Origin of the sequence: Microbacterium sp. Leaf320, assembly GCF_001423485.1 — a bacterium.
Taxonomy (GTDB): Bacteria; Actinomycetota; Actinomycetes; order Actinomycetales; family Microbacteriaceae; genus Microbacterium.
In genome coordinates this window covers 411978-424514 of sequence record NZ_LMOD01000001.1, presented here as the reverse complement: position 1 = coordinate 424514, position 12537 = coordinate 411978, and the positions used below count along the sequence as shown (strand labels likewise).

The 12537-nt window shown below is 68.2% G+C and carries 9 protein-coding genes and 1 tRNA gene; 3 read left to right on the top strand and 7 right to left on the bottom strand.

Translation table 11 applies throughout. The annotated features are described in order from the left end of the window. The first annotated feature begins 84 nt into the window (after window positions 1–84). Window positions 85–1110 carry a glycosyltransferase family 2 protein gene (locus tag ASF63_RS01990; RefSeq protein WP_056510133.1) on the top strand — a complete coding sequence of 342 codons (1026 nt, stop codon included), beginning with the start codon at window positions 85–87 and terminating at the stop codon, window positions 1108–1110. Window positions 1111–1167: 57 nt separating this feature from the next. On the opposite strand, the gene ASF63_RS01985 is transcribed toward ASF63_RS01990, so the two are convergent. From ASF63_RS01985 to ASF63_RS01975, 3 genes are read right to left on the bottom strand one after another with little or no spacing between them, the layout of a single operon-like run. After that, window positions 1168–2604, bottom strand: coding sequence for a CDP-glycerol glycerophosphotransferase family protein (locus ASF63_RS01985; protein WP_056508906.1), 1437 nt, complete (start codon window positions 2602–2604; stop codon window positions 1168–1170). Next, window positions 2601–3854: a CDP-glycerol glycerophosphotransferase family protein gene (locus ASF63_RS01980; protein ID WP_056508899.1), complete on the bottom strand. Its 1254-nt coding sequence runs from the start codon at window positions 3852–3854 to the stop codon at window positions 2601–2603. The genes ASF63_RS01985 and ASF63_RS01980 overlap by 4 nt, the downstream gene beginning before the upstream one ends. A gap of 53 nt (window positions 3855–3907) precedes the next feature. Next, a complete protein-coding gene (locus ASF63_RS01975) occupies window positions 3908–5596 on the bottom strand; it encodes a S1C family serine protease (RefSeq protein ID WP_056508895.1) in 1689 nt (562 codons plus the stop codon). A 100-nt stretch (window positions 5597–5696) separates the two neighbouring features. Here ASF63_RS01975 and ASF63_RS01970 point away from each other — a divergent pair, with 100 nt between their 5' ends. Next, window positions 5697–6896, top strand: coding sequence for an aminotransferase class I/II-fold pyridoxal phosphate-dependent enzyme (locus ASF63_RS01970; RefSeq protein ID WP_056508891.1), 1200 nt, complete (start codon window positions 5697–5699; stop codon window positions 6894–6896). A 47-nt stretch (window positions 6897–6943) separates the two neighbouring features. On the opposite strand, the gene ASF63_RS01965 is transcribed toward ASF63_RS01970, so the two are convergent. Beyond that, the gene (locus ASF63_RS01965) at window positions 6944–7756 is read right to left on the bottom strand and encodes a carbon-nitrogen hydrolase family protein (protein ID WP_056508888.1); all 813 of its coding nucleotides are present in this window, start codon (window positions 7754–7756) and stop codon (window positions 6944–6946) included. 91 nt (window positions 7757–7847) lie between these two features. On the opposite strand from ASF63_RS01965, the gene ASF63_RS01960 reads away from it, so the two are divergent. Next, window positions 7848–7921 (top strand) — tRNA-Met (locus ASF63_RS01960). 66 nt (window positions 7922–7987) lie between these two features. Here the strand turns inward: ASF63_RS01960 and ASF63_RS01955 are convergent. From ASF63_RS01955 to ASF63_RS01945, 3 genes are all read right to left on the bottom strand, one after another. Continuing rightward, window positions 7988–8245: a hypothetical protein gene (locus tag ASF63_RS01955; protein WP_056508885.1), complete on the bottom strand. Its 258-nt coding sequence runs from the start codon at window positions 8243–8245 to the stop codon at window positions 7988–7990. Between the two features lie 176 nt (window positions 8246–8421). Next, on the bottom strand, window positions 8422–11316 hold the full coding sequence (locus tag ASF63_RS01950) for a UPF0182 family protein (protein WP_056508880.1): 2895 nt from the start codon (window positions 11314–11316) through the stop codon (window positions 8422–8424). A gap of 46 nt (window positions 11317–11362) precedes the next feature. Continuing rightward, on the bottom strand, window positions 11363–12457 hold the full coding sequence (locus ASF63_RS01945) for a PDZ domain-containing protein (RefSeq protein ID WP_082477778.1): 1095 nt from the start codon (window positions 12455–12457) through the stop codon (window positions 11363–11365). Between the last annotated feature and the right edge of the window lie 80 nt (window positions 12458–12537).

Sequence of the window (12537 nt, the reverse complement as noted above, 5' to 3'; positions counted from 1 at the left end):
AGCGAACGTCCGAGAAGCGCATGCCATGATCGTCATGTGCCTGACAACGACATCGACGCTCCCGAGACCGGGGTGTCGTTCGTCATGCCGGTGCTGAACGAACGCGCCTATCTGGAGCACGCGATCCGCTCGGTGCTCACACAGGAGCTGACCGTGCCGGCCGAACTCGTGCTCGCACTCGGTCCGTCCACGGACGGAACGACCGAACTCGCGCAGCGCCTCGCCGCCGAGGACGACCGGATCCGCCTCGTCGACAATCCGGCCGCGCACATCCCCGTCGGGTTGAACGCGGCGATCCGCGCTAGCCGCTACGACACGATCGTCCGCGTCGATGCGCACTCGGAGCTCTCGCCCGGATACGCGGCGCGCGCGTTGGAGACACTCGAGCGCACGGGGGCTGCCAACGTCGGCGGCGTCATGCACGCCGACGGCCGGACTCCCTTCCAGAAAGCGGTCGCACGCCTCTACAACTCCCCCGTCGGACTCGGCGGTGGCGCCTATCACGGCGGCACCCAGGAGGGCGAGGCGGAGTCCGCCTATCTCGGCGTGATGCGCCGTGCCGTGATCGAGGAGGTCGGACTCTTCGACGAGACGATCCGCCGCGGCGAGGATTGGGAGCTCAATCTGCGCATCCGTCAGGCCGGTCACCGGGTCTGGTTCGACCCGAGCCTCTCCGTCACCTACTGGCCCCGCGAGAGCTGGCTGCGCCTGGCGCGGCAGTTCCGGGCCACCGGCGCCTGGCGCGGTGAGCTCGTGCGCAGGTACGGCCGCCGCAACGGCATCCGCTTCTTCGCTCCCCCAGCGCTCGTGGTTCTCGTCGCGACGGCCCTGGTCGTGGGGGCGCTGCAGCTGACCGGCGCGATCTCCGGGCTGATCTCCGCGATCATCTCGGCCGTCGTCTACCTGCCGCTCCTGGCATACGCGCTGCTGGTTATCGCCGTCGCGTCACTGCCGGGCGGCGGACGTCTCCGTCAGCGGATGTGGACGCTCGCCGTGCTGCCGACCATGCACCTCTCCTGGGGGCTGGGCTTCCTCGGTGGAGTGCTGCGGGGTGCCGGTGACACTGTCGATGCCTCGAGGCTGGGCACGCGCAACACCCCCCTCCCCTAGTCCGGGCTCCGATCGACCGGTCCGGTTCGGTCCGGGCCGTCGGCCGTGCCGGACCGGTCAGCGGGTGATGTACCCCTGGTCGAGGATGCGCGCGACGACCCTCTCGGCCGCATGACCGTCGTCCCTGGCGTTGAACTGGGCCTTCCACGCGGCGTAGCGCTCCGCGAAGGCACTCTCGTGCCCGCGGTCGGCCAGGGCGGCGACGAGTTCGTCCTGCGTGTGCACCAGGGGTCCCGGTGCGCGCGTCTCGAGATCGAAGTAGAACCCGCGGAGCTTCCCGCGGTAGTGATCGAGGTCGGGGACGAGGAAGTACATCGGCTTGCCCGTGACGCTGAAGTCGAACATGACAGACGAGTAGTCGGTGATCAGGGCGTCCGCAGCCAGGAGCAGCTGCGAGGTCTCGGGATATCCGGTGACGTCGATCACCCGCGCGCCGGCGCGGTCACGGCCGGTGTCGATCGTGCGCGAGTGCCCCCGCACGAGCACCACGGAGTCGGTCTTCCTGGCGAGCTCTTCGGGGTCGATGAAGTCGACCATCTCCGTGCGGTCGTCGCGCCACGTCGGCGCGTACAGCAGCACGCGCTCGCCCTCCGCGATGCCGAGGGCAGCGCGGATCGCCGCAGGATCCCCTGTCACCAGCGCATCGTTGCGCGGATACCCCTCGACCCAGACCGGCCGTCCGAGGAACGCGTATGCCTTTCGGAGGATGCGCTCGGAGTAGGTGTTCTGCGCGAGCAGAACGTCCCAGCGACGGGACTCCTTGACGACGGCGGCCATACGACGAGGATCGAATCCGGGTCGATGCAGCGCCAGGCGCTTGAGCGGCGTTCCGTGCCACGTCTGCAGCACCCGCTGCCCGGGTTTGCGCGCGAACCGACGCCGCAGCCAGTCGTTCACGATCAGCAGTCGTGAAGCCGCGCGGGCGCGCCACCACTCGGGGCTCCCCTCGACGACGGCGATCGCGCCTTCCGGGATCGCCACGGACAGGTCTACGACACTCCAGTAGCGGACGACGTCGGGTGCCTGCACCGAGAGCGCCCGGTCGATCGCCTGGGGGTTGCAACCGACGCTGCGCCCGTAGAAGCTCTCGAAGAAGACCGCGTTCTCGGTGGCGCCCTGGTGCGCGAGGTAGCGCCCCTCGAGCGTGGCCTGCCCTTCGGGCGACTCGTAAGCGGGGTCGACCGGTGCGCCGATCCGCGCCGTCGCACCGTCCACGGCCACACGGACACCGGTCAGCACCTCGGTACCGACACGCAGGCCGTCGAGATCGGCATCGGGGATGCGGATCTCGTAGTCGCCCGCCGGAAGAGGCAGCTCGGGGCCGCCCCATCGCGATGCGCCCAGCGGGAAGGTGGCCTTCCAGGTCTTGCCCCCACCGGTGATGCGGGCGTCGACACGAGCCCGCGGCCCGATCAGCTCCGCCGCCGAGGGACGGCGACCTGCCCCTGCGATGATCAGCGTCTCTGCCGCCTCATCGATGCGGGCCGTCGTCATGCTGCTCCCTTCGGCGCGGGGATGCCTCGCGCACGGATCGTCTCGTACACGCGCCGGGTGTTGCGTCCGTCGCGGAACGCGTGCATCTCCGCGCTGAGCGTAGCGGAATGCTGCGATTTCGCGGCGAACACGCCGTCATCGTCCAACAGCGCGGACAGCTGCACGAGAAGGGAATCCCAGTCCTTCGCGGCGTCATCTCCGGCCACGTCCTGGAATCGACCGTAGAAGCCCCGCGTGCGGGCGTACTGCTCGGCGTCGGGCGCCAGGAAGAGCACGGGCATTCCGAGAAGCCCCACGTCATAGGCGAGCGAGGAGTAGTCAGTGATCAGGACATCGATCGCCGGGAGCACCGGCGTGACGTCGGGCAGGAGGCCCGCCCCGAGCATCCGCACCCGTCTGCTCGGCAACGATGGCGCGTAGCCACCCTCACCGAGGGGGTGAGAGCGCACCAGCAGCACCGCGTCGTGCTCTTCCAGCACACGGATGATCTGCACCCACTGCGCGGCATCCGGAACCGCAGGGTCGACCGCGCCGTCACGCCAGGTCGGGGCGTACAGGATCGTCCGCGAACCGGGCGGCAGATCGTCCAGCACGCGCCTCAGCAGCGCGGACGCGGTGGCTCGCCGCTCGTTCGGTTCACCCGCGGACAGGACGTCGACGCGGGGCTCTCCGGTGACGACGACGCGCGCATCGCCGAGCGCGAATGCGGACTCCAGTCGCCCCCTGGAGCGGTGCGAGGCCGCAGGCAGCACCCGTATCCGCTGAGCGGCACGGCGATACAGGATGCCGATCAGACGTCGGAGCACCGACGCCCCTGGGACATCGGGAACCTGGGTCGTGGCCGGGGAGTCGAGCCCGATCCGCTTGAGCGGGATGCCGTGCCACAGCTGCACGACGAAGGCGCCGGAGATCGCATAGCGATTCACGTCACCGAGACCGTGGGTCACGACGACGACGCCTGCGCGGGCCGTGGCCCACCAGCCGCGCAGACCACCCTTGCGAATGGTCCGGAGGCCCACAGCTGCGGCGTCGCGGTCCTCTCGGTCCGACGAGGTCAGCCACAGCGTCTTGTGGCCCTCTGCCGCAGCGTGACGCTGCAGCGCCAATGCACCGTCGCCTACGCCCGCACCGCAGCCGAAGACCCAGCGGCTGCCCCGAGGTACGAGGAACGTGCCGACGCGTCCGGCGAGGTAGAGAGGGATCCGAAGCAGCTTGGCCGCATTGCCGGAGCCGAAAGAGAAGGACGCCACCCCGCGAGCCTATCGCGGGGTGGCGTCCTTCTCTGGGAGCGGGGTGCCGAGGGTCAGCCCGCGAGCTCTCCGAGCGTCACATCGATCTCGTACTCCTTGCCACCGCGGATGTAGGTGACCTTCGCCTCGCTGCCGGCGGCGGCAGCACGAACCTGAGCCGTCAGGTCGCTGGCGCTCGTGATCGGCACGCCGTTGAAGGCGGTGACGATGTCGTCGGCCTTGAGACCGCCGGCTGCGGCGGCGCCACCGTCGGTGACATCGGCGATGTACGCACCCGCGACCTCGGCGTTCTCGACCGAGGCCGCGTCGCGGACCGATGCACCCAGCAGACCGTGGCTCGCCACACCACCGGCGATGATCTCCTCCGAGACGCGCTGGGCGATGTTCGCCGGGATCGCGAAGCCGATGCCGATGGAGCCGGACTCCTCCGAACTGCCCGAGCTGGCGATCGCCACGTTGATGCCGATCAGCTCGCCCTTGCTGTTCACGAGGGCACCGCCGGAGTTGCCGTGGTTGATCGCCGCGTCCGTCTGGATCACGGCGATCGAGATGGATTCCGAACTCTGCTGCGAGGTGTTGCCAGGCAGGTCGAACTGGAACGGTCCCTCGCTCTGCCCGTCTTCCGGCGTCTGCTCCTCCTGCGGGGCGTCCTCGGACGACGAGTCGGGAAGGGCGGACGACGCGATCTGGATGCTGCGGTTGAGCGCGCTGACGATGCCCGTCGTGACCGAGTTCGACAGTCCGAGCGGAGCACCGAGCGCCACGGCGGTGTCGCCGACGTTGAGCTTCGACGAATCGGCGAAGTCGATGGGGCTCAGATCCGACGCGCCCTCGAGCTTGATGACCGCGAGATCGTAGATCGGGTCCGTGCCCACGACGGTCGCCGTGAAGATGCGTCCGTCCGAGGTCGTGACGCGGATCGTCGGGTCGGCGACGGCCCCGCCGAGGGTCACGACGTGCGTGTTCGTGAGCACGTAGCCGTCGTCGCTGATGATGACACCGGAGCCGCTGCCGGCCTGGTCCGAACCCGCCACCTCGATCGTGACGACCGACGGCAGCGCCGCGGTCGCGACCGCGGTGGTCTCGTTGACCGAGCCGGGGTTGTTCACCGTGACCGTGTCGGGGCCCTGGGCGACACCTGTCGAGTTCTGGTTCGAGATGCCGTTGAGGAGCGCTCCTCCGCCGAAGCCGGCGACACCGCCGACCAGAGCTGCCGCGACCACGATCGCGGCGAACTTGACGCCGGCGCGAGGCTTCTGGCCCTTGACCTTGGTCACGCCGTCGACGGGCTGGTCCGGCTGAGCGGTGTGGATGCCGAACGCCGCTCCGGGTGCTGTGGCGGTGGGCGCACCCGGGTGGATGGGCGCCTGCTGGCCGGGTGCCTGCTGGCCGGGAGCACCGAAGTACGGCTGCGGAACCGTCTGTGCGGCCGGCGACACGTGGGCCGCGGGGGCCTCGAACACCGGCGCAGGAATCTGCGGGCCTGCGGCGGCCGGCGCCTGCGATACGACGGGCGCCTCCGGCGTGCCGGTCGCGATCGGCGCGCCCTGGTGCGGCGCGGGCGTCGACGCGAACGTCTGCGGAACCTCGTGTCCCTGGTTCGGAACTGACGCGGCCGCGGTGCCGGGGGTCTCAGCGGCGGCATCCGTCGTCGAACGGTCGACGACCTCTGCTGCCTCGGTGGACGGCACCGCGTCGTTCGACGCGGGTACCGAGTTGTCCTGGGTGTTGTCTTCGTTCATGGTGTGTGCTCCTTCAACGACGCTCCTTCAGAATGGCGCGTGTATCTGTGCGTTTCGTATGGCGAAGATGAGTTTCGCCTATGCCCTTAGCCTGTTCTTCATGAGTGTCATCCCAGGCGCATGGCGGCGCACAGCAGCGGGAGCCGGTCTGCTCGCACCCGACGGAAGCGTCGCGCCCACCATCTTCGCAGAGATGTCCGCTGCCGCGGCCCGTACCGGAGCGATCAATCTCGGCCAGGGTTTCCCCGATGAGGACGGCCCCTCCGAGGTGCTCGACGCCGCTCGTGAGGCCATCGCCCGCGGGGCCAACCAGTATCCGCCGGGGCGAGGCATCCCGGATCTGCTGGCGGCGATCAGCGAGCACCAGCGGCGCTTCTACGGACTCGAGGTGGATCCGGCTCGTGAGGTGATCGTGACCGCCGGCGCCACCGAGGCGCTGACGGCGACGCTGCTCGCTCTGATCGACGGCCCGGACGACGAGGTCGTCGTGTTCGAGCCCTACTACGACTCCTACGCGGCGGCGGTCGCCCTCGCCGGAGCTCGGCTGCGCACCGTGCCGCTGCGCGCCCCCGACTTCCAGCCGGACCTCGATCAGCTCGCCGCGGCCGTCACGGATCGCACCAGGATCATCCTGATCAACGATCCGCACAATCCGACCGGGGCGGTCTTCGCCCCTGCGGTGCTCACCGAGGTGGTCCGTCTCGCCGAACTGCACGACGCCATCATCGTCACGGACGAGGTCTACGAGCACCTCGCCTTCCACGCCCCCCACACGCCCGTGGCCACGCTCCCCGGGGGCGCCGAGCGCACGCTGACGATCTCGTCCGCGGGTAAGACCTTCTCGGCGACCGGCTGGAAGATCGGCTGGGTGCACGGCCCCGCAGACCTCATCACCGCCGTGCTCACGGTGAAGCAGTATCTGACGTACGTGAACGGCTCGCCGTTCCAGCCGGCGATCGCGGTGGGGCTGCGCCTCTCCGACGACTACTTCACCGGGGCAGCCACGGCGCTGGCGGCGAAACACGAGATCCTGGGATCTGGCCTCCGAGCCGCCGGCTTCACAGTGCATCCGCCGCAGGGCGGCTACTTCACCGTGGCCGATGCGTCGGCCCTCGGAGGAGTGGATGCGGCACAGTTCTGTCGCGATCTCCCTGAGCGGGCCGGAGTCGTGGCGATCCCGCTCACGGCCTTCGTCTCCGAGGACCGGAAGGGTGATTATGCGGGTCTCGTGCGCTTCGCCGCGTGCAAGCAGGTGACCGTGCTCGAAGAGGCGGCCTCACGCCTCGCCTCGAGCTTCTGAGCGGCCGCTGAGCCGCGCCGGCCGCGCTGAGCCGCGCACCGGCCGGATCAGCGCGGGGCGACCGAGTACCGGCGCACACGCAACGACGGATTGACCGCGCGGACCCGATCGATCGCCGCACGCTCGACGGCGGCGACGGCGATGCCCTCCGCCGTTCCGACCCCTGCCAGCACGACGCCCTGAGGGTCCACGATCTGCGAGTGCCCGACCCCGACCGGCGTCGGGTGGTCGGCGGCGATCACGTAGGAGGTGTTCTCGATCGCTCGTGCGGCGAGAAGCGTCGTCCAGTGGTGCTCCTTGAGTGGGCCGCGCACCCATTCGGCAGGCACGACGAGGGCGTCCGCGCCGGCATCGATGAGCGTGCGCGAGACCTCGGGGAACCGCAGGTCGTAGCAGGTCATCAGACCGAACCGGATGCCGGCGATCTCGAAAGTGGCCGCGATGCCGGTCTCCCCCGCCTCGACCCAGTCGGACTCGGTCTGACCGAACGCGTCGTACAGATGCTGCTTGCGATACGTCGCGAGGATCCCATCGCCGCGCACCGCCACGACGGTGTTGCGCACATGCGTCGAGTCGGAGGCGCGCTCTGCGAGCCCCGCCACGATCACGACGCCGTAGTCGGCGGCGAGTGCCGTCAGCGTCGACACGAACTCGCCGTCCAGCGTCTCGGCGTTCTGCGCGAGGGTCGCATCCATCGGATCCACGAAGTAACTCGAGTATTCGGGGAACACGATCAGCGTGGCGCCCCGCGCGGCCGCATCCGCCGTCAGCTGCGCGATGCGCTCGCGGTTGTCCCCACGCGAGGCCGACGGCGCGAACTGGCAGACGGCGACGGGCACGGCGGCAGAGGTCTCTGTCATGCCCCCATCCTCCCGCATCGCGTCGGACGAGGCACCGTTCCCGGCCTCGATTCGCGCGCCCCCAGAATCCGTGATAAGTTTCTTCTTGTGCCGCGGGGTGGAGCAGTTCGGTAGCTCGCCGGGCTCATAACCCGGAGGTCGCAGGTTCAAATCCTGTCCCCGCAACAAATGAAAGGCCCTCTGACTCGGAGAAATCCAGGTCAGAGGGCCTTTCGCTTTCCTCGGCGAGAGTCAGCAGTCCCACTCGAGTGACGGATCCGCAGGCACGAGCGGCCGGTCGTCCCACTCCTGGCGCGGTTCCACCGTGACCTTCACCCGCGTAGCGGCGCAGACCAGGACGCTCATCATGCCGATGCGGGCGGAGAAGCCGACGAAGGTGGGCCGTGTGCGGGCAGCGGTCTCGATCTTCCCCATGAGATCGACCAGATCCTGCTCGCCGGTGAGCACGAACTCCTCGTCGTCGAACACTATGCGAGTGATGGTGCCCATCTGCTCCCCTTCGATCGGGAGACGCGAGATCGCCTCTGCTCACGACGCTAGACAGACTCGACGCTTACGGCGCGGGGGTTGCGTGGAACGCGAGAGCGTGCACCCCCTCGGCGAGAAGCCCCGGAAACGCGAATGGACGCCCTCTCGGGCGCCCATTCGACGATGTCACTGCGGGATCACTCCCCCGACGAGCTCTCCAGCCCGAGGAGCGTGTTCACCGCGTCGGTGAGCCGCTTGTCCGCCTCGGCGAACTTCGTCAGGTCGCCCTCCTTCAGAGCGGCCTCACGGTCGGTGAGCGCCTGCTGCGCCGCGGCGAGCGCTTCGGCCTCGGCGTCGGTCGGCGTGGTCGGCTCGGTCGGCACCTCACCGGTCTCCGGGTCGGGCTCGGTGGGCTCGACCTGGTCGTCTCCACCCGTCGCACCGGCGTCGCCGCCGAACAGGGTGTCGAGCGCCGCGGTCAGGGTGTCCTCGAACGCGACCTTGTCGCCGAAGGCCACGAGGACCTTCTGCAGACGAGGCAGCTTGGTTCCCTCGGACGACTGCACGTAGACCGGCTGCACATAGAGCAGACCGCCGCCGACGGGCAGAGTGAGCAGGTTTCCGTACAGCACCTCGGACTCACCCTGCTGCAGCAGGTTGAGCTGCGGTACCACGGCCGTGTCCGAGTTGTAGGTGTTCTGCACCTGTCCGGGGCCGGGCACCGTCGTATCGGTATCGATCTCGAGCATTCGCAGCTGCCCGTATCCCTCGGCCTTCACTCCGGCCTCGGATCCTGCGTCCGAGTCGACGGCCAGATACCCCATCAGGACGTCACGGTTGCTGCCGCCCTGTGCGGACGGGATGAACGTCGAGAACATCGAGAACCGCGGCGACTCCTGCCCCGGCATCTGCATCGTCAGGTAGTACGGCGGCTGCAGGACCGAGTCGCTGCGCGGATCGTTCGGCGTCTGCCAGCGGTTGTCCTGCTGAGCGAACGAACCGGCGGTGTCGATGTGATACGTGCCGAGGACGTCGCGCTGCACCTTGAACAGATCGGTCGGGTAGCGGACGTGACTCATCAGGTCTGCCGACATGTCGCTGACGGACTTCAACGTCGACGGGTAGATGTTCTGCCACGTCTGCAGCACCGGATCCTGGTCATCCCACGCGTACAGGGTGACCGAACCGTCGTAGGCGTCGACGGTGGCCTTGACCGAGTTGCGGATGTAGTTGATCTCGTCGATCGCGATGGTCGGCGACGGGAGGTTCGAATCGGCGATCGCGTCCGACAGGCTCACGTTCGTCGAGTACGGGTACGTGGAACTCGTCGTGTACCCGTCGATGATCCAGACGATCTTGCCGTCCACGACGCTCGGGTACGGGTCGCTGTCGAGTTCGAGGTACGGTGCGACCTTCTGCACGCGCGTCTTGGGATCGCGGTCGTACAGGATCTGCGAGTCGTCGTTCACGAGGTTCGAGAAGAGGATCTGCTCCGACTGGAACTTCAGCGCGTACAGGAGCTTGGTGAAGGTGTTGCCGATCTGCGGCCCGCCATCACCCTCGAACGTCGTCTTCGTCTCGCTCGCGCCGTCCTTGCCTCGCGGGTAGTCGATCTCGACGGGATCGGTTCCCTCGGGAGCGCCGACGATCGAGTACTCGGGAGAGTTCTCACCGAAGTACACGCGAGGCTCGAAGTTCTCCTGATCGGTGAGGAATCCCGACGAAGGGATGCCTCGTTCGAGGAACACCGGCTCGCCGTCGCTGGTGCGCTGGTTGCCGGCGGCCGCCACGAGTCCGTAGCCGTGGGTGTAGACCGCGGCGCGGTTGTTCCAGTTCGTGACGTCGACGCCGTTCATGTCGAGGTCGCGGACGGACACGACCGTGTCCTGCATCTCCCCGTCGATCTCGTAGCGGTCGACGTCGAGCTTCTCCTGGAACTGGTAGTACCCGCGGTACTGCTCGAGCTGACGTACGGCCGGGCTGATCACGTTCGGGTCCACGATGCGGATGGATGCCGTGGTCTCGGCATCCTCACGCAGCTGCCCCGCCTCGGCGTCGGTCTCGGCCTCGAAGGGCGTCGTCTCGAGATCGGCGACCCCGTACGCCTCTTTCGTGCCGTCGATGTTCCGCTGATAGAACTCCGCCTGATAGGCGTTCTGGTTCGGGCGCACCTGGAAGGTGGTCACGGCCCACGGGAAGCCGACGCCGATCACGAGCGAGGCGACGATCAGCAGTGCGGTCGCGGCGAGGGGGAAGCGCCAGCGGCCGATCACGGCCGTGACGAAGAAGAGGATCGCCACGATCGCGGCGATGATCGTCAGGATCGCGAGGCCGGGGATGGTCGCATTGACACCGGTGTACGCGGGGCCGACGATGCGGTCGTCCTGGGCGACGAGGGTCTTGTAGCGGTCGAGCCACAGACTCGCGGCCTGCACCAGCAGATAGAGGCCGGCGATGATCGCGAGCTGGATGCGAGCCGGCTTCGATATGCGCAGCTCGCCCTGGCCGATCCGGACCGAGCCGTAGAGGTACGACACGAGCGCCGTCACGATGAGCGTGAGCAGCAGGACGGCCGACACGAAGGCCAGCAGGATCGAGTAGAACGGCATCGCGAACATGTAGAAGCCCGTGTCCACGCCGAACTGCGGGTCGGTCGTGTCGGTGGCGACGCCGTTGGCCCAGAGCCACACGGTCTTCCACTGGCTCGCGGCCGAGAAGCCGGCGAACAGGCCGAAGAAGATCGGCATGCCCCACATCGCGAGGCGGCGCAGCGGCTCGATGACCTCCTGATACCGGTCGAGCTGCGAGCTGAGCCGCACGTAGACGGGACGCAGTCGGTACGCGAGCTGGATGGCGACGAACAGCGGTACGGCCATGCCGAGGAATCCGACGACGAACATCACCGCCGTGGCGAACCATTGGGTGGTGAGAACTCCCGCGAAGCCCACCTGGTCGAACCAGAGGAATTCGGTGTAGAGCGACGCGAAGACGAAGAAGACGGCGATCAGCGCGGCGATGATCGCCAACGAGATACCGAAGATTCTTCGCGAGGTTCGGGGAGTGGCCGGGTTCGGTGCAGAAGTCGAGGTCACCCTCCCATCCTAGGCACGCCTTACTGTGCTGCGGCTGTCATACCTATCACGGGGAGGTCACGACGTCGCACGTCGGGAGCAATCCCACGTCGCCGCCGTTCGCGATCACCTCGAGTGCATCGAGCGATTCCTCCAGAGTCGAGGTGCTGATCACGGTGAGACCGTCCGGCACGTGACCGGTGACCTCGTCGCAGTTCGTGCGGGGTGCGAGGAAGTAGTCGGCTCCCGCATCACGGGCACCGTAGAGCTTCTGGCGGATGCCGCCGATCGGCCCGACCGTGCCGTCGGCCTCGATCGTGCCCGTGCCCGCGACGTTCTCACCGCCGTTGAGCTCGCCCTCGGTGAGGGTGTCGATGATCCCGAGCGCGAACATCATCCCGGCGCTGGGTCCGCCGACGTTGTCGAGTTGGAGGGTGACATCGATCTCGAAGTCGTAGTCGGTGCGCAGGGTGACACCGATCAACCACGTGGTGACGTCTCCGTCGACCTGCTTCTCCGGGGTCACCTCGACGACCGTCTCCTCGCCTCCGCGCTGCACCGTGAGCGCGACAGGGGCTCCCCCGGCATCCTGGATCGCCTGTCGCAGCTGCTTCGCCGACGCCACCGCCGTGCCGTCGATCGCGGTGATGACGTCCTCGGGCTCGAGGCTGCCCTCGGCCGGTGCGCCGTCGACGACGTCGACCACAGCCACCTCGGCGCCCGTGTCATAACCGAGTTCGTTCAGTGCCGCCGCGGTCGCCTCGTGCTGAGAATCGACCATCAGGGTCGCATTGCGCTCGTCCCGCTGCTCGGTGGTGACACCCTCGGGGAAGACGGAATCGAGCGGTACGACGGCGCGGGAGGAGTCCGTCCATGCGAGGGCCAGCTCGAACCAGCTCGGCGTGCGCTCGCGGTTGCCGACGACCTGGACGGTCGTGAGGTCGAGCGTGCCCGCGGTCTCGAAGGTCTCGGCGCCCTCGATCTGGATGAGCGGCACCTGTTCGCCGTCGGCGCCCGCAGCGGTGCCGAGAGTGTCGTACACGGGACCGGGCCGCTGGATGACATACGGCGTCGGAAGGAAGGTCAGCACGACGAGCGCGATCAAGGCGACGATCAGCGCCCAGACACCGAGTCCGAGCTTCACAGACCGTGTTCGATCCACAGTGTTCCTCCGTCGTTCGCGGGCGGCGTACAGCGATCTGCCCGCTTCGGGGTCTCGCGGCCGATCCTGTGACTAGCGTA

Bases quoted from the DNA above. Each gene is read 5' to 3' on its own strand.
- ASF63_RS01990 (WP_056510133.1), top strand. From the start codon at position 85: ATGCCGGTGCTGAACGAACGCGCCTATCTGGAGCACGCGATCCGCTCG.
- ASF63_RS01985 (WP_056508906.1), bottom strand. From the start codon at position 2,604: ATGACGACGGCCCGCATCGATGAGGCGGCAGAGACGCTGATCATCGCA.
- ASF63_RS01975 (WP_056508895.1), bottom strand. From the start codon at position 5,596: ATGAACGAAGACAACACCCAGGACAACTCGGTACCCGCGTCGAACGAC.
- ASF63_RS01970 (WP_056508891.1), top strand. From the start codon at position 5,697: ATGAGTGTCATCCCAGGCGCATGGCGGCGCACAGCAGCGGGAGCCGGT.
- ASF63_RS01965 (WP_056508888.1), bottom strand. From the start codon at position 7,756: ATGACAGAGACCTCTGCCGCCGTGCCCGTCGCCGTCTGCCAGTTCGCG.
- ASF63_RS01955 (WP_056508885.1), bottom strand. From the start codon at position 8,245: ATGGGCACCATCACTCGCATAGTGTTCGACGACGAGGAGTTCGTGCTC.